General features: G+C 43.8%; 24 protein-coding genes. 8 read left to right on the top strand and 16 right to left on the bottom strand.

Features of this window, described 5'->3' with window-relative positions:
- Positions 1-92 precede the first annotated feature (92 nt).
- Genes P8X24_RS06095 through P8X24_RS06085 form a run of 3 tightly spaced genes read left to right on the top strand, consistent with a single transcriptional unit; the run spans position 93 to position 2,885 of the window.
- A complete protein-coding gene (locus tag P8X24_RS06095; protein WP_372914543.1) occupies positions 93-1,022 on the top strand; it encodes a dipeptidase in 930 nt (309 codons plus the stop codon).
- 5 nt (positions 1,023-1,027) lie between these two features.
- Positions 1,028-1,861 (top strand): class I SAM-dependent methyltransferase, encoded by an 834-nt coding sequence (locus tag P8X24_RS06090; RefSeq protein WP_372914542.1) that lies wholly within the window; start codon positions 1,028-1,030, stop codon positions 1,859-1,861.
- Between the two features lie 4 nt (positions 1,862-1,865).
- Positions 1,866-2,885 carry a DUF835 domain-containing protein gene (locus P8X24_RS06085; protein ID WP_372914541.1) on the top strand — a complete coding sequence of 340 codons (1,020 nt, stop codon included), beginning with the start codon at positions 1,866-1,868 and terminating at the stop codon, positions 2,883-2,885.
- On the opposite strand, the gene P8X24_RS06080 is transcribed toward P8X24_RS06085, so the two are convergent.
- From P8X24_RS06080 to P8X24_RS06055, 6 genes are all read right to left on the bottom strand, one after another.
- A complete protein-coding gene (locus P8X24_RS06080; RefSeq protein WP_068321172.1) occupies positions 2,886-3,470 on the bottom strand; it encodes a 50S ribosomal protein L15e in 585 nt (194 codons plus the stop codon).
- Between the two features lie 85 nt (positions 3,471-3,555).
- Complete coding sequence (locus P8X24_RS06075; RefSeq protein ID WP_372914540.1) at positions 3,556-4,296, bottom strand: hypothetical protein; 741 nt, start codon at positions 4,294-4,296, stop codon at positions 3,556-3,558.
- A 54-nt stretch (positions 4,297-4,350) separates the two neighbouring features.
- Positions 4,351-4,746 carry a type II toxin-antitoxin system VapC family toxin gene (locus P8X24_RS06070; protein ID WP_372914539.1) on the bottom strand — a complete coding sequence of 132 codons (396 nt, stop codon included), beginning with the start codon at positions 4,744-4,746 and terminating at the stop codon, positions 4,351-4,353.
- Positions 4,743-4,973, bottom strand: coding sequence for an AbrB/MazE/SpoVT family DNA-binding domain-containing protein (locus P8X24_RS06065; protein ID WP_372914538.1), 231 nt, complete (start codon positions 4,971-4,973; stop codon positions 4,743-4,745). Before P8X24_RS06065 ends, P8X24_RS06070 begins: the two co-directional genes overlap by 4 nt.
- 594 nt (positions 4,974-5,567) lie before the next feature.
- The gene (locus P8X24_RS06060; protein ID WP_372914537.1) at positions 5,568-6,257 is read right to left on the bottom strand and encodes an ABC transporter ATP-binding protein; all 690 of its coding nucleotides are present in this window, start codon (positions 6,255-6,257) and stop codon (positions 5,568-5,570) included.
- Positions 6,254-6,709: a hypothetical protein gene (locus tag P8X24_RS06055; RefSeq protein WP_372914536.1), complete on the bottom strand. Its 456-nt coding sequence runs from the start codon at positions 6,707-6,709 to the stop codon at positions 6,254-6,256. The genes P8X24_RS06060 and P8X24_RS06055 overlap by 4 nt, the downstream gene beginning before the upstream one ends.
- 120 nt (positions 6,710-6,829) lie before the next feature.
- Here P8X24_RS06055 and P8X24_RS06050 point away from each other — a divergent pair, with 120 nt between their 5' ends.
- Positions 6,830-6,961, top strand: coding sequence for a hypothetical protein (locus P8X24_RS06050; protein WP_372914535.1), 132 nt, complete (start codon positions 6,830-6,832; stop codon positions 6,959-6,961).
- Between the two features lie 225 nt (positions 6,962-7,186).
- Here the strand turns inward: P8X24_RS06050 and P8X24_RS06045 are convergent, their stop codons facing one another.
- From P8X24_RS06045 to P8X24_RS06025, 5 genes are all read right to left on the bottom strand, one after another.
- Positions 7,187-7,465, bottom strand: a complete 279-nt coding sequence (locus P8X24_RS06045; RefSeq protein ID WP_372914534.1) for a hypothetical protein — start codon at positions 7,463-7,465, stop codon at positions 7,187-7,189.
- Complete coding sequence (locus P8X24_RS06040; RefSeq protein ID WP_372914533.1) at positions 7,458-8,522, bottom strand: hypothetical protein; 1,065 nt, start codon at positions 8,520-8,522, stop codon at positions 7,458-7,460. The genes P8X24_RS06045 and P8X24_RS06040 overlap by 8 nt, the downstream gene beginning before the upstream one ends.
- Before the next feature lie 12 nt (positions 8,523-8,534).
- A complete protein-coding gene (locus P8X24_RS06035; RefSeq protein WP_372914532.1) occupies positions 8,535-8,906 on the bottom strand; it encodes a hypothetical protein in 372 nt (123 codons plus the stop codon).
- Positions 8,907-9,136: 230 nt separating this feature from the next.
- Positions 9,137-9,769 (bottom strand): AAA family ATPase, encoded by a 633-nt coding sequence (locus P8X24_RS06030; RefSeq protein WP_372914531.1) that lies wholly within the window; start codon positions 9,767-9,769, stop codon positions 9,137-9,139.
- 17 nt (positions 9,770-9,786) lie between these two features.
- Positions 9,787-10,077: a hypothetical protein gene (locus P8X24_RS06025; protein WP_372914530.1), complete on the bottom strand. Its 291-nt coding sequence runs from the start codon at positions 10,075-10,077 to the stop codon at positions 9,787-9,789.
- 313 nt (positions 10,078-10,390) lie between these two features.
- On the opposite strand from P8X24_RS06025, the gene leuS reads away from it, so the two are divergent.
- Complete coding sequence (gene leuS / locus P8X24_RS06020) at positions 10,391-13,291, top strand: leucine--tRNA ligase (RefSeq protein ID WP_372914529.1); 2,901 nt, start codon at positions 10,391-10,393, stop codon at positions 13,289-13,291.
- Between the two features lie 105 nt (positions 13,292-13,396).
- Positions 13,397-14,686, top strand: a complete 1,290-nt coding sequence (gene purT, locus P8X24_RS06015) for a phosphoribosylglycinamide formyltransferase 2 (RefSeq protein WP_372914528.1) — start codon at positions 13,397-13,399, stop codon at positions 14,684-14,686.
- A 184-nt stretch (positions 14,687-14,870) separates the two neighbouring features.
- Here purT and purE read toward each other — a convergent pair whose 3' ends face one another.
- Genes purE through P8X24_RS05990 form a run of 5 tightly spaced genes read right to left on the bottom strand, consistent with a single transcriptional unit; the run spans position 14,871 to position 17,160 of the window.
- Positions 14,871-15,389 carry a 5-(carboxyamino)imidazole ribonucleotide mutase gene (gene purE, locus P8X24_RS06010; RefSeq protein ID WP_372914527.1) on the bottom strand — a complete coding sequence of 173 codons (519 nt, stop codon included), beginning with the start codon at positions 15,387-15,389 and terminating at the stop codon, positions 14,871-14,873.
- Positions 15,379-15,492, bottom strand: coding sequence for a hypothetical protein (locus P8X24_RS06005; RefSeq protein WP_372914611.1), 114 nt, complete (start codon positions 15,490-15,492; stop codon positions 15,379-15,381). The genes purE and P8X24_RS06005 overlap by 11 nt, the downstream gene beginning before the upstream one ends.
- Positions 15,462-15,668: a hypothetical protein gene (locus P8X24_RS06000; RefSeq protein ID WP_372914526.1), complete on the bottom strand. Its 207-nt coding sequence runs from the start codon at positions 15,666-15,668 to the stop codon at positions 15,462-15,464. Before P8X24_RS06000 ends, P8X24_RS06005 begins: the two co-directional genes overlap by 31 nt.
- Positions 15,669-15,723: 55 nt before the next feature.
- On the bottom strand, positions 15,724-16,488 hold the full coding sequence (locus P8X24_RS05995) for a hypothetical protein (protein ID WP_372914525.1): 765 nt from the start codon (positions 16,486-16,488) through the stop codon (positions 15,724-15,726).
- Positions 16,489-16,494: 6 nt separating this feature from the next.
- A complete protein-coding gene (locus P8X24_RS05990) occupies positions 16,495-17,160 on the bottom strand; it encodes a hypothetical protein (protein WP_372914524.1) in 666 nt (221 codons plus the stop codon).
- 171 nt (positions 17,161-17,331) lie between these two features.
- Between P8X24_RS05990 and purD the strand changes: the two genes are divergently transcribed.
- Together purD and P8X24_RS05980 are read left to right on the top strand one after the other, a co-directional pair.
- Positions 17,332-18,648 (top strand): phosphoribosylamine--glycine ligase, encoded by a 1,317-nt coding sequence (gene purD / locus P8X24_RS05985; protein WP_372914523.1) that lies wholly within the window; start codon positions 17,332-17,334, stop codon positions 18,646-18,648.
- Positions 18,649-18,657: 9 nt separating this feature from the next.
- Entirely contained in the window at positions 18,658-19,800 is a 1,143-nt protein-coding gene (locus tag P8X24_RS05980; protein WP_372914522.1) for a formate--phosphoribosylaminoimidazolecarboxamide ligase family protein, read from the top strand.
- The last annotated feature ends 24 nt before the right edge of the window (positions 19,801-19,824 follow it).

The raw sequence follows: 19,824 nt of genomic DNA, 5'->3' as shown, positions 1-19,824 counted from the left end.
CATCCTAAGATAAGTAGCGTCACTGAATACTTATTCTTTTCCGTTCGAAAGAGAATTAAACTTTGAAACATATATCTCAAGGAGGTGGTCAGATGATATTCGACGCACACTCAGACTTGCCTACCTACGTCTACGAAGAGAGAGAAAAGGGAAAGACAAGGGTACTCGAGGAAAAATTCGACGAATTTTTTAATGGAATATCCGCAAGGGTTATGAGCGTATGGAGCAGGCCGGAAAAGAGGCCAATAATCCTTCGATACACCCTTGAAGCCATAAACAGGCTTTCTAAAGATGTTGAAGAAAGCAGTAAATTTGAGATAGTTGGGAACGTAAAGGAGATGGAAGAGGCCATTAAGGCAGGGAAAGTAGCATTTTGGCTCGGAATCGAGGGAGGAGAACCCGTGGAGAGCTTAGATGTTCTTGAAATACTTTATTTCCTGGGACTGAGGGTTCTCACTCTAACGTGGAGCCTGAGGAACCAGATTGGGGATGGTGTTTTCGAGAGAACCAACGGGGGACTCACAAATTTCGGTGTTGAAGTAGTTGGTAAGGCTGAAGAATTGGGGATAATTCTTGATCTAAGCCATATAAATGAAGCAGGGTTCTGGGACACCTTAGATGTAACTGGCTTTCCCGTAATAGCATCCCACTCAAACGCAAAAACACTGTGCGACAACCCAAGAAACTTGACGGATGAACAGATAAAGGCGATAGCTGAAAGAGATGGAGTTATCGGGGCAGTTGCAATTCCCGCCTTTGTTGATAAGGAAAAGCCAACGATAGAGAAGTACGTCGAGCATATTGAGTACATGGTGAACCTTGTGGGATACAAGCACGTGGGGCTTGGATTTGACTTTGTCTATTATCTCCCAGGATGGAGTGGAAAGAGCATTGAAGGTTTTGAAAACGAGTCAAAGATTCCAAAGTTAGTAGAATTGCTAAATGAGAGGTTCAGCAAAAAGGAGGTTGAGGGAATAACATTCGAAAACTTCAAGAGGGTGTTTGAAAGGGTAATTGGCTGAGGGTCATGATGATTTACCTCACCTTTAGGGAGGCAAGAGGTTTACTCAGGGGTATAGAGCTGATAAACGTCGACCTTGGCAAGACTAAGAACATGGTTAGAGTTATTAGGGTGAACAATTATTATTTATTTCCCGATGGGAGTAAGGTGGAGAGGAGAATAATAGAGAAGATAGCTGAAGATGAGGGAACAGTTTATTTCATAAGGGATGGAGAAGTTTTCAAGGCAGCAATAGCTGGAGAGCACTTCTACAAGCTTGTTCCAACTATTCCTCCTACCATAGAGATAAACGGGATAAGAATGCATAGAACTAAGGACACAGACCCCATGAAAGATACCGTAGCCAAGGTAAATACCGTTAATCCCAGGGAGGGGGAGAGGATACTTGATACGTGCATGGGTCTTGGCTATACTGCAATCGAATCAGCTAAGAGGGGAGCCACCGTGGTAACAATCGAGAAGGATCCAAACGTTATTGAGCTGGCAAAGATAAACCCTTGGAGTGCTGAACTATTCTCGAATCCAAGGATAAAAGTAATTCATGGAGATTCATACGAAGTAATAAAGGAATTCAATGACGAAGAATTTGACGTTATAATTCACGACCCTCCCAGGTTTTCCCTAGCGGGAGAGCTGTATAGCGAAGAGTTTTATAGGGAAATGTACAGGGTTCTTAAGCCTGGGGGAAGGATTTTCCATTACGTGGGAAACCCAGGAAAGAGGTACAGACGAAAAGACATTCAAAGAGGTGTTATGGAAAGGTTAAGGCGTGTAGGCTTTGTTGGAGTTAAGAAGAGTGAAGAAGCCCTTGGAATTGTAGCCTCTAAGCCAGGACGGTGAAGATATGAGCCTAGAATCAATTTCGAGAGTCATAATATCCCTGATAAGCATGCTAACAGCGGTCTACTTCTTCAGGATATCATACAAAGAAAGGAGAAAAGATGCCTTTTATGGAGGATTTGGCTGGATAGCCTTATCTCTCCACTATTTCCTCCGATATGTCAACATTTCAACACAAATAGCCGAGATATTCCTTTACTTTTATGCCCTAGGAATATCCCTTTACACCGTTCTTTTATTGGAAGATCTATCCCCTACAGCACTTAGACACGTTAGATGGTATCTCCTTGTTCCACTCAGTCATGTATTATATAGGCTAATAACGGTAACATTCGGCTTTAAAAAAGCCTTCGTTGGAGGGATAGCTGGAGACGCAGGTTTTATGCTTCTGATTTCTGCATATATACTTTGGAAAGGATTGGAAAAGGAAGGACTTATAACGAGCATCGGAATGATAGTTCTAGGAATTGACTTAACTTTGTACAAATTCATCGGAGACACTATTATTGACGTACTCTTCATATTGGCCGGAGCTATCTTATTATCATTCACCAGCGTTCATAAATATTCAAGACTCGTGAAAGACATCAGTAAGGGAAAAATTCCCGAAATAAAACCAGGAATGAAGATCGTTCCCGATGCTTATTTTGAAGTCCTCCTAGAAACACTTGAAGACAAGCCGGTCTTATTGTTCACAAGAGACATGACAAAGAAATCCAAGAGCTGGATCGTATTCTACGTCACAAACTCTCAAGTAGAAAACGGGATCAGGCCAACTGAGCTAGAGAAGATGACCCACCTAGCAGTAAGGTTCATGAGGGAAGTTAAGGAGGCTGGAGGAAGGGGAGTTGTTGCTATTGACTGCTTAGAGTACTTAAGGCTTTATAATGACCTAAAATCGTTGCTAAAATTCCTCCACACATTAAGGGACTATGCCCTGAAAGAAAAAGGAACTGTGATAGTTGCATATACGCCAGAAGCATGGGAAGAAAATGAGAGGGCAATGCTATTCAGAGTCCAATAATCACTTGCCCTTACCTTCGTTCGCCCTAATGCTTGGTCTAACTTTCTCTGCACCCTTACCCTTGTTCCTGAGGCCTCTTCCCTTCTTACCAGCCGAAGTGAGGCCTCTGAACACCCTGCCCTTGTGGTGCTTGAGTGCTATCCAAGCTATCTTAGGATCCGACTTAATGACTGGGTGGTGGGGATCAACTAGGATTACCTCGAACCACTTGTACATACCATCCTCGCCGACCCAGTAGCTGTTGAGAACTTCAAGGTTCGGGAACTTCCTTGCAGCCTTCTCCTCTGCGATCCACTGGAGGCTCTTCTTAGGTGAGTACTTAAGCTGACCCATCTTGCTTGGCTTCCTTCCGCCCTTCCACCTGGGCCTCTTCCTTCCTCCTCTTCTGACCCTAACGCGAACGATAACGTAGCCCTGCTTCGCCTGGTAACCTAAAGCCCTAGCCCTGTCAAGCCTCGTGGGCCTCTCGATTCTAACGACTACAGGCTCTCTCCTCCACTTTATCATCCTTTGCTTGAGTAGTTGACCTACATAGCTCTTCTTCGGGTTCTTCCATGCTTCCCTAATGTACTTGTACATTCCCATCTTTCTCCCTCCATCTCCGGTTCTCCCCTTCCGGGAACATCCCGGCCGTTCGGGTTTGGCTTTGAGAACTGTCTTTTAAAGTTTATCATCCAATTTTTAAGTTACCCCCCTTTATGTACAGCTTATAAACTCCCGGCTCAAAGTCCGGTAAGGGAGATTTTCTAACGAACATCACCTCGTAACCAGGTGTCTCCTCCGACGACCTGACTTCAATTATGTACTGGCTGTATAAAGCCAGCCAAGAGATGTACTCCTTAGAAACTCTATCCTTGTTTAGGAGCCAAATATTTATTGGTCTCTTTCTTTTTTCCGTGATTCTAGCGGTCTCTTTAATTGCAACAGATTTTTGAACTAGCTTTATTGAATGATTCTCTCCCATGAGCAACTTATACCCATCCATGGTTATAACTATCCCTATGGGTCTCTTCTCCTTTATTTTTTCCTCAAGGATTTTCCTGTAGACTGAAAGGAACTTTGGTAGATAAGTTGATGGATCTAAGCTACCAATTGTGTAAACGTAGTCGTGTGGATAGTTTATCCCATTTGCAGTTGCAAATAGATCTATAACGACTAAATTCCCTTTTTCACCCTCTTCTCTAATTTTTAGTCCAAATAGTTCAGTTTCTAAGTCTAACGACGATATTGGAAGCACAGTGTTTAATATTACCCCAAAGTCTCCTTCCCTTATTCTGTTTAGGAGGATCTTAATGCCAAGAGCCCAGCCGTAAGAGTAGGTATCATAGATTATTGTAAATACTGTGTCCTCAACGATTCCTCCGCCAACAATATTGTCCAACTTTTTGATTCCAGTACTCAGCACTTTCATTCTTCCCGCCTCTCGGTATTCTATTCCTTTTAAGATTATTAAGATAACGCTGGATTATTTCAAAAGCTCCATAAATTCCTCAGGGATATATACTTTATCATACCACTCGAAGTGCTTTTTGTTATATGTTATCAAGGGAGCATTCAGCTTTACTGCTAGCGCTCCTATCATATAATCCCTCGCATTTTTTCTAAAGTCCCATCTCCCCCAGACGGCTTTCACAGTTTCTACGGCACATTCTTTGTCAAATTTCATAACTTCAATGCGAATACTCTGAAACAGTGTATCAACAGCACTCTTTCCTTCTTCAATGCTACCTAGTTTCTTAGACTGATGGTAGAGGTACTCGGCATATGCTATTGAACTTGTGACAGGAGAATACGGAGAATCTTTCAGCCAAAGTAAGAACTTCCAATTGTGAAAAACATTTGTATCGAGAACAACTTTCATTCATGAGCCTCCCCGAATATTTTACTGAGACCTTTTCTAGTTTCTTCTATAGTTTCATCGATGTCTTTTGCAAGATCTGCCATCTCTTTAACGAAGTCTTCGAGACGTTTAATTACATACCCCTCCTTTGTTTTCACGAATACAACTTCGTCTCCAGCCCTTATTCCAAGGGCCTCTCTCACTTCCTTGGGTATAGTGACTTGGTATTTCTTTGTTACGGTTACCATTACATATCACCAATGTAGTATTACGGCTAGTGCACTATAAATACCTAATGCTCCCAATTGACAAGCTTGACGGATTTCAGCTTTTCCATTGTCACAACTTCCAATGAAGTCTCCATACTGCCCAGAAATAAAAATTGAGGTTAGAAAGGCTTCTCAAGCATGTAAGAGGCCTGCATGTTCTTATGAACGTATCCCCGGAAGATAGCTGTGAGGATTAGTGGTATTGCAAAGGATAAGGCATCAATGGCTCCCACATCAACGGCCGCTCCCAGGATGTTAAGGAGGGAAGTTTACTGGATTCAAAAGGAACACTGGCGGGTCGGACTTGTAGTACGTTGGGGAAAGAACTACTAAAACCCAAGACTGTATTGACGCAATTGCTTAGATCTTGTAAGGATTCCTGACTATAAGTTTGAGGAAAATTCCGAAACCTCCAACTCCATTCTCCCCCGGTTTGTCAACATGCATAATTTTTGCATATAGTTGCAACAGCTTGATCAAGTTCCATAAAAAAATATCTGAGATCATATAATACACCTAGACTTGTTATTATGTTCCTCATAGCGTATTAACTCAAAGGTTCCAATTTATGCATCACTCTTCGATATCCACCTTTGGCCTGAAAAGCATCTCAACTTTCTCCTGCACGTCATCCACATCCCCCTCAAGCACGAGCTTTCCATCTGCGATAACGAGAACCTTGTCAGCAAGTGGGAGTAGAGGTTCCCAAATATGGCTGATAACAACAAAGCTTGCTTCTTCACTTGTTTTTAACTTCTTCATAAGCCGAACAAACTTAGCAATACTCTTGAAGTCAAGGTTGGCTAGAGGTTCATCTAAGAATATGAGCTTTGGTTCTCCTATAAAAGCCTGAGCCACACTTAGCTTCTTTAACATTCCGGAGGAATATCCTCCTATTCTCTTGTCGAGAAAGTCGATATTGAACAGCTTGGCAACTCTTTCTACTTCCTCTTCTCCATGTCCCTTAGCCGATGCAAAGAGCATCAGCCATTCTCTACCTGTGATGAATTTGGGGAAAGAAGGTGGATCATAGGAAACACCGATCATCTCCTTTATCTTCTCGCTTTTCCAAGGATCTTCTCCGAAAACATATATCTTTCCGCTAGTTGGTCGGTAGATTCCTGTAGCGAGCTTCAGGAAAGTTGATTTTCCTCCGCCGTTGGGACCAAGAATTAACGTCATTCCCTCCGGAATCTCTGTGGTTATCCCCCTCAGCGCATATATACTCCCAAAACGCTTTATTAGGTTTTCAGCGACTATCACCTTCTCCACCTCCTCCAGAGAAGGATCGCAAGAACGAGTGCGGATACTGTCCCAGTAGTGTAGATTGCATTCTGGACGCTCTCCGTTGGATAGTTCTCCTTGAACCTTATAACACAGGAAAGAGAGCCGTTACCAAAATAAGCTACGTAGTATGATCCTTCATGGGGAATAACAAGTTCTTCTGAGATCTGCCCATGGATGAGAGCTGAGAAAACTATCTCGCCACTGAAAATATCAACGATTTCAAGAGATCCAGAACCCCCAGTGCATTCTATTTCAGCTAAGGACTGAGTCGGCGTCGAGAATGTTATTGAGTGTCCTCCTTCCTTCCCTGATGGAAGTAAAGGATAGGGGCCTACAGACTTTATCTCCCTAGAATACTCATAATACTGAATTACCATGGCTGCCGGGAGTAGGAGAAAGAAAGTAATAATGGCCGTAAGGAGTCTCATTTGATATCCCTCCTGTTCATTAAAAGTGCTGAGGAGAGGAGTAGGATAGCGGGGATCAAGATTCCAGAAATTAGAAATTTTTGTCCAATCGGTGAAAGACCACCCTCATAGCTTGCAAAAATGAAGAGAGCTGGAGGGATAACACCAAGGTGCAGAAAAATCGGTGCAAAAAGGAGTAAGAAGCTTGTTATAAATGCTATAAAGACATTAGGAGAGAGGAGAGACATCAAAAGAATGAGAGCGAGCGAATAAAGAATCGCGTAAAGAACCATGATTAAGCGAAATGTCACGGGATTTGAAGATAGAATTGCTGGTATATATCGAATTATTGTAAAGTTTGCCAGGATCGTGACAGAAAAGAATGGCAGAAGAATCAAAAGAAGGGAAAACATTAACACCGCCAGTAGCTTGGCTATAAGTATCTTTGTTTTTGAGTAGGGAAGGGAGTATAGGGAGTTTGCATATCCAAAATCTCTATCAAGCCTGAAAGTAATTACACCAAAGAAGTACCAGAAATGAGAGAGAGTTCATCCAGAAGCTAAGATTCTGGAGGAGAGACTCGATTATCATGGCTGTGTGAGTACTTTCGGGGTTAATCCTCAACGTCGAAATCCCAACAAAGTGAGTTAGTGAAGAGGAAACGTTCAAATATGACCTGTGAATTATCAAGGCATTTAGTAACATGCCAGTAATCAAAATAATAACCTTAAGCGGGTCATTTAGTTCCCAGTTAAGCAGAACCCTTAACTTACTCATGATATCCCCTCCTTACGAAGAACCTAAGTGCAAGTAAGACTACAGCTATAATGCCTACGAGGTAGGCATAAGCAAGGGGAGAAGTCGACGGGGAGTAAGTATTCTTCTTAGGCTGAATGAAGTTGGCATTCGTGTCGTAGAGGACGAGACCACCAGATACCATAGTTCCTTCTTTTTTAGATTCCCAACTGAGCTTATGCATATACTCGTCAAACCCAAATAACATTGGAAATCCTGCAGCTTTGGCGTCTGGGATGTGAAATGCCAACATGCTCAACAAAATTCCCGAAGAGCCGTCGTAAATCATTAAGTTTCTTCCAACGGCTTCTAAATCTGGAGGAACTTTTTCTACACCAAACGTTGTCTTGACGAGTACGGCTGGAGGCATGAAAGTTTTGTAGTATGTTAGAATTGAGGTGTTAGAAGTCATGACATCTGCAATCCTTACAGGCCTTCCCTTGGAGTCAAAGCAGAGTGTTTCATTTTTCTCCAAAGGATTAGTTGGATCATTCCATAGAATTGTTTTACCATAGTAATTCCCCTTTAAATCATAAACATCTCCCGTGTTAAGCTCTATCAGATACTCCCCCTCAAGTATTATGCTCTTAAGCACTATTTCAGTCATGTAGTAATTTGAACTTAATAGAGCTGGTCCCTCTCTCACATCTATAACTGCGTCCTCATCCCAAAAAGGATCAAAACCTGGTTTCTGATTTTTAAGGTAGTAGTATCTGACAATTGCGTAGTTACCCGATATCGTTAGGCGAACCCTTGCAAATCCCCTGTCGATTGAAACAATTGTGAAATTAACACTTCCATTCCCATAAATATTTATCACAAAGGGGATATTCGAGTAATTGTAGACTATTGATAATACACCATTCTTTGAAGTTTTTGATGCATTTAGGAGATCTTCGGGAGTTATAGGCTCACTAGCTCGAGCTATATAAGTCATGTAAACCCCTTCCTTAAGCCAATAGGGAGACGCTAATACTGTCTTTGCTGAAAACAAAATTAGAAGGAAGAGAAAGACACCAAATATATGCTTAGAAGCCATTATTGCTCACCCTTAAACTTTGACTTCTGCATGGGCATGCCAGAATTTACCAAATCCCGATCCGTAAGAGTCAGTCCATGCGGCATCGATGCTTTGACCGGGTATATATCCAAAGAACACTGAAGCGATAGCTCCTGGAATATCTCCTCCATCGTGAATACTATGCATCAGAATTGGCATGTGTGAACAGGGAGGCATCTTAAAGCGCGCGTTGACATATGCATATAGGGTTACAATGCAATATGGGGGTACTTGGGTTGATTCGGAATTCTCCGAATTTTTATCAGGCATGATTTCTTTGGCTATAGTTTCATCAGCTGCCACGGAAACTGTCGCTAGTGTTAGTAGACTTATAATAAGGGCCAAGATGGCCTTCCTACTCATTTTGCCCCCCCATTCAGCATTCAAGTGCAATTTATTATAAAATTTGAAATCTTATAAATTTTTCGAACAATAGTAGCAATTAGCAGTTCCATTAAATATTATTTAAAGTGCTTCATTCTGAATTCTTAAGAGCTCATTAGTTTTATATTAAAAGTCTGACGTTATCCTCAATGAATAATAATGAATAATGAAGCAAACTAAAAACAATACTAAAAAATAATGATAAACTTTCAGCAATATCTCCTAATAATTTCCCTAACTATAGGATCCTGGATTCTATACTTCCTTATCTTGTCCAAATACCCGTACTTTACCAAGTTCCTCAGAAGAATAGAAAACTTCGCATCATTAATTCTTCCAGTTTTTGACTCAACGAATTCCTTTATCTCGCTCCACCTTTCATTCCCTAATGAAACAGCTTTCAATATTATTCCATATCTTTTGCTTCTAACTAGAGACCTCACCATATTCAAAAGCTCCGAAAGTGCTTCCTCATGAGAGAGCTTTCTGACTCCCCTCAGGTAGCCGTACATCGTTAGCCAGCCAACGATTCCGTCGAGCTTCTCTACAGCGTCTTCAATTTCATCCTGGGACACGTCAATTGAAAGCTCACTAAAGCCCTTAATAAGAAAATCTATGCTTTTATCTCTACTGAACCTTTCCAGCACTATTTCCCTAGCATATCTGCCGAAGAGGGGCTTTTTTGGATTATCAAGGCCAAGGAAATCGTGTAGCATTCCTACCTCGGAGCCCGTAAGCACGAAGGTCACGTTTGGAAGGTTGTCTATAGCGTATGCAATCAGCCCATCGTACTGAAGGCCAGAAAACCTCAAACATTGGGCTTCATCAAACGCTATTGTCACCCTCTCTCCCCAGGAATCTATTTTTCCAGGATATCAATTAAGTGGACCTTCCTCCCTATCCTAACCTTTAAGCCCGAAATTTTGACACCTTTAATAGAGGCCACAAGCCTCTTTAGGCTAACTCTAAACTTCTTAAATCCACGCGTAGATCTTAGGAAAGATTCAAGGGTCTCCCTTATCAAGGCATCCTGGGGAATGGTTCCGAATGTGAAATACAGGGAGCGAACATCGATCTTTGCATAAGGAAGTTTTGACTCATTCAAGGCCACATTTAAAAGGGAGCTTTTGCCGACCCTCCTTATTCCCAAGATTAAGATGAGGTTCTCCCCTAACTTTAAGGCATCCTTAAACTCCTTGAGCTCCCTCTCCCTATCGTACAGATCCTCCTTCCTGCTCTTGGTTTGATGTCAAATAGCAACTTACCCCACCATAAGTTACTTACCCCAGGGTAAGTTATAAGGCTGGTGGAACAATTGAATAGCACCCAAAAACCTTAAATACTACTCAACTAAACCAAACCCGATGCTAATGAGGAGGGATCGAGTTCTCCTCCGCTGAAAGCATCAAATCCAAAAATAACCCGGCTATTCTTGAGTGTAGCTCTTCTAAGGGGGTGTTAAAATGCCAGAGCTAGATTTTAAGGCTATTGAGGAGAAGTGGCAGAAGCGCTGGTTGGAAGAGAAAGTCTTCGAGCCGAACATAAGGGACAAGCCTAAGGAAAAGAAGTTCTTTATAACCGTCGCATTCCCTTACCTGTCGGGCCACTTGCACGTTGGGCACGCACGAACTTACACGATTCCAGATGTAATTGCAAGGTTCAAGAGGATGCAGGGCTACAACGTCCTGTTCCCTATGGGATGGCACATTACTGGCTCTCCAATAGTCGGAATAGCCGAGAGGATTAAGAACCGCGACCCGCACACCATCTGGATATACAGGGACGTTTACAAGGTTCCCGAAGATGTACTGTGGACGTTCGAGGATCCAATTAACATAGTCAAGTACTTCATGAAGGCCGCAAAGGAGACGTTCATAAGAGCAGGCTTTTCAGTCGACTGGAGCAGAGAGTTCTACACCACCTCGCTCTTCCCGCCGTTCAGCAAGTTCATAGAGTGGCAGTTCTACAAGCTGAAAGAGAAGGGGTATATAGTTAAGGGCTCCCACAGGGTCAGGTGGGATCCTGTAGTGGGAACTCCCCTAGGAGATCACGACCTTGTTGATGGTGAAGATGTCCCAATTCTCGACTACGTGATAATCAAGTTCGAGCTAAGGGAGAATGGAGAAACGATATATCTACCGGCAGCAACCCTCAGGCCCGAAACCGTTTACGGAGTAACGAACATGTGGATAAACCCAGAGGCAACGTACGTTAAAGCGAAGGTCAAGCGCGGTGGTAGAGTTGAGACGTGGATAGTCAGCAGGGAGGCAGCGTACAAGCTCTCGTTCCAGGATAGAGAGATAGAAGTTATAGAGGAGTTTAAAGGTGAAAAGCTAGTTGGAAAGTACGTTAAGAACCCTGTAACCGGTGATGAGGTTATTATCCTCCCCGCGGAGTTCGTCGATCCTGATAACGCTACCGGAGTCGTCATGAGCGTTCCTGCTCATGCTCCCTTCGACCACGTAGCTTTGGAGGATCTAAAGAAGGAAAGCGAGATACTTCTCAAGTACGACATAGACCCCCGGGTGGTTGAGGAAATAAGCTACATCTCACTGATAAAGCTTGAAGGCTACGGTGAGTTCCCTGCAGTTGAAGAGGTTCAAAAGCTGGGAATAAAGAGCCAGAAGGACAAAGAAAAGCTCGAACAGGCAACAAAAACAATCTACAAGGTAGAGTATCATAAGGGGATCTTTAAGGTTCCACCATACGAAGGCAAGCCCGTCCAAGAAGTAAAGGAGCTTGTAGCGAAGGACATGATGGAAAAGGGAATAGCAGAGATAATGTACGAGTTTGCCGACAAGAACGTGATTTCAAGGTTCGGAAACAGGGCCGTAATAAAGATAATCCATGACCAGTGGTTTATAGACTACGGAAACCCTGAGTGGAAAGAGAAGGCTAGGGAAGCACTGAAGAGGATGAAGATATACCCTGAAACGAGAAGGGCTCAGTTCGAGGCAGTAATTGACTGGTTGGACAAGAAGGCCTGCGCGAGGAAAGTTGGACTAGGAACTCCATTACCATGGGATCCGGATTGGGTAATAGAGAGCCTGAGCGACTCAACGATTTATATGGCCTACTACACGATAAGCAGGCACATAAACAAGCTAAGAGAGGAGGGCAAGCTCGATCCCGAGAAGCTCACGAGAGAGTTCTTCGACTACATATTCCTGGAGGAGTTCAACGAGGAGAAAGAGAAGGAGCTAGAAAAGAAGACCGGAGTTCCTGCAGAGGTAATCCACGAGATGAAGGAGGAGTTTGAGTACTGGTATCCACTCGACTGGAGATGCTCGGGTAAAGACCTCATACCAAATCACCTGACGTTCTTCATATTCAACCACGTGGCAATATTCCCGGAGAAACACTGGCCGAAGGGAATCGCGGTTAACGGCTTTGGAACTTTAGAAGGACAAAAGATGAGCAAGAGCAAGGGGAACGTGCTGAACTTCATAGATGCGATAGAGGAGAACGGGGCCGATGTGGTTAGGCTCTACATAATGAGTCTGGCGGAGCACGACAGCGACTTCGACTGGAGGAGAAAAGAGGTAGGGAAGCTAAGGAGGCAGGTTGAGAGGTTCTACGAGCTGATAAGTCAGTTCGCTGAGTATGAAGCAAAGCCGACCGAGCTGAAGGCAATTGACAAGTGGCTACTTCACAGGCTGAACAAGGCCATAGTTGAGACAACAAGGGCTTTAGAAGAGTTTAGAACGAGAACGGCAGTACAGTGGGCGTTCTACAGCATAATGAATGACCTAAGATGGTACATGAGGAGGACTGAAGGTAGAGACGATGATGCAAAGAGGTTCGTCCTAAGGACTCTAGCAGACGTCTGGGTCAGGTTAATGGCACCCTTCACACCGCACATCTGCGAAGAGCTCTGGGAGAAGCTTGGTGGGGAGGGCTTCGTAAGCTTGGCTAAGTGGCCAGAGCCAGTAGAAGAGTGGTGGAACGAGGAAGTTGAGGCAGAAGAGGAGTTCATCAAATCGTTGATAGAAGACATCAAGGAGATAATCGAGGTTGCAAAGATAGAGAACCCAAGGAGAGCGTACATCTACACGGCCCCAGAGTGGAAGTGGCGTGTTGTCGAAGTTGTCGCTGAGAAGAAGGACTTTAAGGCTGCAATGGCAGAGCTAATGAAGGATGAAGAGATAAGGAAGCACGGTAAAGAAGTTGCAAAAATTGTTCAGAGGTTAATCAAGGATAGGGTCTTTGAAGTCAAGAAGATAAATGAGGAGAAGGCCCTAAGAGAAGCTAAGGACTTCATTGAGAGGGAGCTGGGCATCGAAGTCATTATAAACCCTGAGGAAGACAAGGGAGGGAAGAGGAAGCAAGCTATGCCTCTGAAACCTGCTGTTTTTGTGGAGTAACTTTCTTCCCTTCTCTCACCTTAAATTGTTATTGACATAATTTTGTCAAACAATTCTTAAATATATTCAATTCTTTAACATATATACGTCAATGGAGGTGGTTCTATGATCAAGCTTAGAGACGAGCTTGGAACTGCAACTACTGATTCAGCTCAAAAAATACTCTTATTAGGAAGTGGTGAACTTGGCAAGGAGATAGCCATTGAGGCACAGCGTTTAGGTGTTGAAGTTGTTGCGGTCGATAGGTACGCTAACGCTCCAGCCATGCAAGTGGCCCATAGGAGTTACGTTGGCAACATGAAGGATAAGGACTTCCTTTGGAGCGTCGTTGAGAGGGAGAAGCCAGATGCAATAATCCCGGAGATTGAAGCGATAAACCTCGACGCTCTATTTGAATTTGAAAAGGAAGGCTACTTCGTAGTTCCCAACGCAAAGGCAACCTGGATCGCAATGCACAGGGAGAGACTTAGAGAAACACTAGTCAAGGAGGCAAAGGTTCCAACTTCGAGGTACATGTACGCTACAACCTTAGACGAGCTTTATGAGGCCTGTGAGAAGATAGGTTATCCCTGCCACACCAAGGCAATAATGAGCTCCTCCGGCAAGGGTTCGTACTTCGTTAAGGGTCCCGAGGATATACCAAAGGCATGGGAAGAAGCTAAAACGAAAGCTAGAGGAAGTGCCGAGAAAATAATCGTGGAAGAGCATATAGATTTCGACGTAGAGATTACGGAACTAGCCGTGAGACACTTCGATGAGAACGGCGAGATAGTTACAACCCTTCCAAGACCAGTGGGTCACTACCAGATTGATGGTGATTACCACGCAAGCTGGCAGCCAGCCGAGATTAGCGAGAAGGCCGAGAGGGAAGTGTACAGAATTGCAAAGAGAATAACAGATGTTCTCGGCGGTTTAGGTCTCTTCGGTGTAGAGATGTTCGTTAAAGGGGATAAGGTTTGGGCCAATGAAGTCTCTCCTAGACCTCATGACACCGGCATGGTTACCCTAGCTTCCCATCCCCCAGGGTTCTCGGAGTTCGCCCTTCACTTAAGGGCTGTCCTTGGCCTTCCAATTCCTGGGGAATGGGTTGACGGGTATAGGCTATTCCCACTCCTAACTCCGGCCGCAACTCACGTGATAAAGGCAAAGGTTAGCGGTTATTCCCCGAGGTTCAGGGGATTGGCTAGGGCATTAAGCGTTCCCAACACGACAGTAAGATTCTTCGGTAAGCCCGAAGCGTATCCTGGGAGGAGGCTTGGAGTAGTTCTTGCTTGGGACAAAGATGTTCAGGAGGCCAAGAAGAAGGCGGAGATGGTTGCCCACATGATTGAACTAAGGACTAGATCTTCTGAGTGGCATTCACAGAATTATGAAAAGAGAAAGCACCTTCTTTAATCTATATTTTTAGTTTTATATTGTTTTCTTTTTGTTATAGAAATCAAAAAGATTAATAAAACAATAAATTTATTTCTGCCAAAGTATAGTGGAGGGTCAAGAATGAAGCCATATTGGGCTAGGCTATTCTACTACTATCCCAGTAAGAAAAAGCGGAAGGATGAGAAAGAGAAAGATAGAAAGGCTAATCATCCTCTCCAAGGTACTTCATCCATCCGACTTCCTCAAGCTTCCTAGCTTTTTCCTCAACAATTCTCCTCATGTCTTCCCTGTACTTCTCAAGTTTCTCTGCAATTTCTGGGTATTTTATCGAGAGTATTCTCAGAGCAAGGAGAGCTGCATTCTTTGCATTGTTTATTGCTACTGTAGCCACTGGAACTCCGGTAGGCATTTGAACCATCGACAAGAGGGAGTCGAGACCATTCAAAGCCCCACTCTTCACCGGAACTCCTATCACGGGAAGGATAGTCATTGAGGCTGCTATCCCAGGAAGGTGGGCTGCCCCGCCGGCGCCTGCAATTATAACCTCAATTCCCCTTTCTCTTGCCTTCTTTGCATATTCATACATCCTCTCGGGAGTTCTATGGGCTGAAACTATCGTCATCTCATACTCAACACCGAACTCCTCGAGAACCTTGGCCGCTTCCTTCATTACGGGAAGGTCGGAATCGCTACCCATAATAATTCCAACTTTAGGAGCCATCTTCAACCACCCCCTGTGAGTTATCTCCAAGGCTCTGTTTAAACTCCTTAACAGTAACATGCCCCATCTTCCTTAGCGGCCCAACGAACGGTTTATCGTAGATGTGAATGTAAACCCCAAGATATCTAACCCATCCAAAGCTTCGATGACCTTTATTGCTATTTCCTGGGCTTTTCTTGCTTTATCCTCTAGAATGTTTCCACGCTGATCTCTATTTCCTTGAGGATCAAGGGTTATCATTTTCGCTAGTTGCTCACCGCTGATTATTCTAACTCTCATCAATCAACATAAAAATGTAAAATATTAAAAACTTATTGGCAATGATTTACAAGAATTAGTAAATTTTTGAAAGCTTTATCCCGTCCCTCTTGAACTCATACTCAAACTTTATAACTTCCTTTTCAAGCTCCGGAGTCTTTAGCACCGTTAACTCCCTCTTAATACCATCCTCCGTTAGGTATCCCCTTGTCCTGAGAACATAATCTGCCCTCCTATATACTGAAGCAAATACATCGGGATGATCTTTCCCCATCCACAACCAAAAGTTCGTCCCCCTAGGGTATTTTTTATATGCAGGATGAACTGCCCTAACTTCAGATGACAGCTCAAGATAACGTAGGGTCTCTTCAAGACTCCCGAATAGCTCCAGGTAGGAAGAAATCGCTACTGCAAACCCATAAATATCTCTTCCCTCAAACATGTTATTCTCGGCCCACACGGATTTGTGAGCCTCTATAACTTGAGCATACTTGATTGGTAGCGTTTCTGAGGACAGCATTCCTTCTAGAGTCCATACGCCTTTAATCGTTGATCTTATACCATGAAAGCTACCAAAAGTGTCTATTATTGCCAACCTAAGCTCTTCAAGCTCCTTAGTGGGATCAATGCCAAATCTCCTCAGAGCCCTAAACACAAGTGGGAGCGGATAAGAGATGTTGAAGTATCCTATCAGATTGTCCTTCTTAAGTTTTGCCGTGAGTATATGGTAGAGGATATCTATTCCCCTTGAAAGGGGATCCTCCTGGTGGATTAGGACAAGGGAGTACTTCTTAATCTCACCAATCTCCCTGTCCAAGGCTTTAATTTCCCAAGATACCATAATCTCTCACCTCTCCTCAAACAGTTCAAACATCACGTTCTCTTCAGGTCCCTTTGATATTATACCAACCCTCTTTCCCTTTATGACCTTAGTCTCTATTACAACGTCTGAGACAAAATATACTATATCCTCCAAGATTGGGCACTCAACAGGAGAGTACGTTATGATGGTTCTTGGTGACTTCTCTTTCAGAATGTCTTCCTTTGTAAGTAATATCATCTTGTAGGTGTAGAGAGGGTTATGGAAAAGCTTGCAGACACCCGAGCTTAGGTAAGTGACTATCCACAACCTATTCCCCTTCACCTCCCGCTTCTTTAACACTCCCTCGGCCCATTCTTTAACCTTACTTATGAATATAACATCATCCATGTAACCTGAAAGCGTGTAAACTCCCTTAACATCCTTTTCGATTTTATTTATGCTTCCGAATACGTCAAATATTATGAGATTCCTGTCAAGGTACTCCTCAACGTTAAGTCCAATATTCCTGAGATTCCTTGTTAGGAAGGTATAAGGCTCGTAAAGGAAAAGGAAAACATGCTCACCCTTTTTAAGGAGGTACTTAAGAATCAGGAGAACATATCTATCCCCATTGGCTTCCAAATCTCTCTGAACTACTGTCATTACCCCATTTTCTGGAATTAAGTCGAGGATATCTCCTATTGTAAGCATGACCATCACCCTAATTAATTTTACAAATGGGAAATATAAATAAATTTTGTGTAGGCAACTACTTACTCATCAAGTGATTTATATGCACGTTCATTAGTCATTTCATTAACATAATTAAGTCAACGAAAACCATTAATAGGCAAATATTTTGACGTAAAAATGGTGAAATTAATGAGGATTTTATTAGTTGGTGGCGGGGGAAGAGAGCATGCAATAGGTGAAGCCCTCGTTAAAGGAGGAGCAGAGCTGTACGTTGTATCAAAGCACAAGAATCCTGGGCTCGCTAGGATAGCCAAAGATTATGGGCTCGCCAAAGAAACAGATGTAAATAAGGTTGTAGGGTTTGCAAAGAGGTGGGGGATTGAGCTGGCATTCATAGGGCCCGAAGCCCCCCTCGAGGCCGGAGTAGTCAATGCCCTTGAAAAAGAAGGGATCCCCACTGTAGGGCCAACAAAGGAAGCTGCAAGGCTTGAAACCAACAAGGCATGGGCAAGAGAGTTCATGGAAAAAAACAAGATTCCAGGGAGGAAGCTGTTCAGGGTATTCGATGACGTCAATGAAATGAGGGCATGGATAGATGAGTACGGGAGGCCGGTGGTAGTTAAGCCTCTCGGCCTGACAGGTGGAAAGGGCGTCAAGGTAGTTGGATACCAACTTAAAGATAATGAAGAAGCAAAGGCTTACGCTGAGCAGCTGATAAAGAAAGACGGAAAAGTTCTCATAGAGGAAAGAACCGACGGAGTTGAGTTCACCTTTCAAGTATTCAGCGATGGAAAGAGAGTTTATCCAATGCCCTTAGCCCAGGACTATCCCCACGCTTACGAGAATGATGAAGGACCAATAACTGGGGGCATGGGCTCATACTCATGCCCTAACCATCTGCTTCCGTTCGTTACAAAGGAGGACTGGGAGAAGGCCCTAGAAATCCTCCAAAAGACTGTAGATGCCATGAGAAAGGAGGGTTATCCGTACAAGGGAATCCTCTACGGCCAGTTCATGCTCTCAAAAGAAGGGCCGGTAATAATAGAGTACAACGTGAGGTTTGGAGATCCCGAAGCAATAAACGTTCTCACAATCCTAGAAGATAACTTAGTTGAGATAGCCCAAGGAATAGTTGATGGTAACTTAAGGAGCGTAAAGTTCGCCAACAAGGCCACGGTCGTTAAGTACTTAGCACCCCAGGGTTACCCCGTAAATCCGGTTAAGGGGGTAAAAATTGATGTCAACGAAGAGACCATAGAAAAGGAAGGGGCAAAGCTGATATTTGCCTCGATCGATGAGAGCTACACCCTTCTGGGCTCAAGAGCATTGGCGGTTGTCGGTATCGCGGATAGCGTAGAAGAAGCAGAGAAAATTGCCGAGAATGCGGTAAAGCATGTAAAAGGGCCCATATTTTATAGGAGAGATGTTGGGACGAAGGAGAGCATAGAGAAGAGGATTAGAATTATGAAGGAATTGGGAAAAGAGTTCGAGCCAAATTCCTGTTGAGGTGGTACTATGATAAGCAGGGAGCAGATTCTCGAAGTTTTGGAGAAGTATGATAAGGATAAGATAACCGTTGGGGTTATCGGAAGTCACTCGGCCTTGGATATAGCGGATGGAGCAAAGGAGGAGGGTCTCCCTACTTTAGTTGTTGCCCAGAAAGGTAGGCACCTCACGTACGCGAAGTACTTCAAGCTGAGGAAGAGCAGGGATGGCTTAATTAAGGGGTTCATTGACGAAGTGATAGTTCTAGACAAGTTCGCCCAGATAATCGACATTCAGGAAGAGCTAAGGAAGAGGAACGTCATATTCGTCCCAAACCGTTCCTTCGTGGTCTATACTGGAATAGACAAAGTGGAGAACGAATTCTTAGTGCCAATGTTCGGGACGAGGTCACTCCTCAGGACGGAGGAAAGGAGTGAGGAGAAAAGCTACTACTGGTTGCTTGAAAAGGCCGGGCTTCCCTACCCCGAGGAAGTAAAGCCAGAGGAAATAGATGAGGTTGGCCTTGTTATAGTCAAGCTGCCCCACGCAAAAAAGAGGCTTGAGAGGGGATTCTTCACGGCCGCAAGCTACAAAGAGTTCAAGGAGAAGAGCGAGAAGTTGATAAGGCTTGGAATTATAACAAAGGAAGACCTAGAGAAGGCGAGGATAGAGAGGTACATAATTGGGCCGGTCTTCAATTTCGACTTCTTCTACTCACCCATAGATGAGGAGATAGAGTTACTAGGAATAGACTGGAGGTTCGAAACGAGCTTGGACGGCCACGTAAGGTTGCCCGCAGCCCAGCAGCTAACTTTACCTGAATGGCAGTTCGAACCGGAATACACCGTTTGCGGCCACGCATCCTCGACCTTAAGGGAGAGTCTGCTGGAGAAAGTGTTCAAGATGGCAGAGAAGTACGTTGAAGCAACGAAGAAGTATTATCCCCCAGGGATAATTGGTCCATTTACACTGCAAACTGCAGTTGACAAAGACTTAAACTTCTACATCTACGATGTTGCACCAAGAACCGGAGGAGGAACGAACATCCACATGGCCATGGGGCATCCTTATGGGAATTCGCTATGGAGGAAGCCTATGAGCACGGGGAGGAGGATTGCATTGGAGATAAAGAGAGCTATTGCACTTGATGAGCTTGAAAAGGTTGTGACATAACAGTTTATAAATGCCCTTTATTTT

The organism is Pyrococcus kukulkanii, assembly GCF_041647995.1.
Lineage (GTDB): Archaea > Methanobacteriota_B > Thermococci > Thermococcales > Thermococcaceae > Pyrococcus.
Note: the sequence above shows the minus strand (reverse complement) of the source record. Positions and strands in the feature narration are given on the sequence as shown.

Excerpts from the sequence above, each read along its gene's own strand:
- P8X24_RS05980 (WP_372914522.1), top strand. The coding sequence starts at position 18,658 with ATGATAAGCAGGGAGCAGATTCTCGAAGTTTTGGAGAAGTATGATAAG.
- P8X24_RS06050 (WP_372914535.1), top strand. The coding sequence starts at position 6,830 with ATGAAGAGAGCTGGAGGGATAACACCAAGGTGCAGAAAAATCGGTGCA.
- purD (WP_372914523.1), top strand. The coding sequence starts at position 17,332 with ATGAGGATTTTATTAGTTGGTGGCGGGGGAAGAGAGCATGCAATAGGT.
- P8X24_RS05990 (WP_372914524.1), bottom strand. The coding sequence starts at position 17,160 with ATGCTTACAATAGGAGATATCCTCGACTTAATTCCAGAAAATGGGGTA.
- P8X24_RS06045 (WP_372914534.1), bottom strand. The coding sequence starts at position 7,465 with ATGAGTAAGTTAAGGGTTCTGCTTAACTGGGAACTAAATGACCCGCTT.
- P8X24_RS06035 (WP_372914532.1), bottom strand. The coding sequence starts at position 8,906 with ATGAGTAGGAAGGCCATCTTGGCCCTTATTATAAGTCTACTAACACTA.
- P8X24_RS06055 (WP_372914536.1), bottom strand. The coding sequence starts at position 6,709 with ATGAGACTCCTTACGGCCATTATTACTTTCTTTCTCCTACTCCCGGCA.
- purE (WP_372914527.1), bottom strand. The coding sequence starts at position 15,389 with ATGGCTCCTAAAGTTGGAATTATTATGGGTAGCGATTCCGACCTTCCC.
- P8X24_RS06085 (WP_372914541.1), top strand. The coding sequence starts at position 1,866 with ATGAGCCTAGAATCAATTTCGAGAGTCATAATATCCCTGATAAGCATG.
- P8X24_RS06095 (WP_372914543.1), top strand. The coding sequence starts at position 93 with ATGATATTCGACGCACACTCAGACTTGCCTACCTACGTCTACGAAGAG.
- leuS (WP_372914529.1), top strand. The coding sequence starts at position 10,391 with ATGCCAGAGCTAGATTTTAAGGCTATTGAGGAGAAGTGGCAGAAGCGC.
- P8X24_RS06070 (WP_372914539.1), bottom strand. The coding sequence starts at position 4,746 with ATGAAAGTTGTTCTCGATACAAATGTTTTTCACAATTGGAAGTTCTTA.
- purT (WP_372914528.1), top strand. The coding sequence starts at position 13,397 with ATGATCAAGCTTAGAGACGAGCTTGGAACTGCAACTACTGATTCAGCT.
- P8X24_RS06090 (WP_372914542.1), top strand. The coding sequence starts at position 1,028 with ATGATGATTTACCTCACCTTTAGGGAGGCAAGAGGTTTACTCAGGGGT.
- P8X24_RS06040 (WP_372914533.1), bottom strand. The coding sequence starts at position 8,522 with ATGGCTTCTAAGCATATATTTGGTGTCTTTCTCTTCCTTCTAATTTTG.
- P8X24_RS06000 (WP_372914526.1), bottom strand. The coding sequence starts at position 15,668 with ATGAGAGTTAGAATAATCAGCGGTGAGCAACTAGCGAAAATGATAACC.
- P8X24_RS05995 (WP_372914525.1), bottom strand. The coding sequence starts at position 16,488 with ATGGTATCTTGGGAAATTAAAGCCTTGGACAGGGAGATTGGTGAGATT.
- P8X24_RS06065 (WP_372914538.1), bottom strand. The coding sequence starts at position 4,973 with ATGGTAACCGTAACAAAGAAATACCAAGTCACTATACCCAAGGAAGTG.
- P8X24_RS06075 (WP_372914540.1), bottom strand. The coding sequence starts at position 4,296 with ATGAAAGTGCTGAGTACTGGAATCAAAAAGTTGGACAATATTGTTGGC.
- P8X24_RS06080 (WP_068321172.1), bottom strand. The coding sequence starts at position 3,470 with ATGGGAATGTACAAGTACATTAGGGAAGCATGGAAGAACCCGAAGAAG.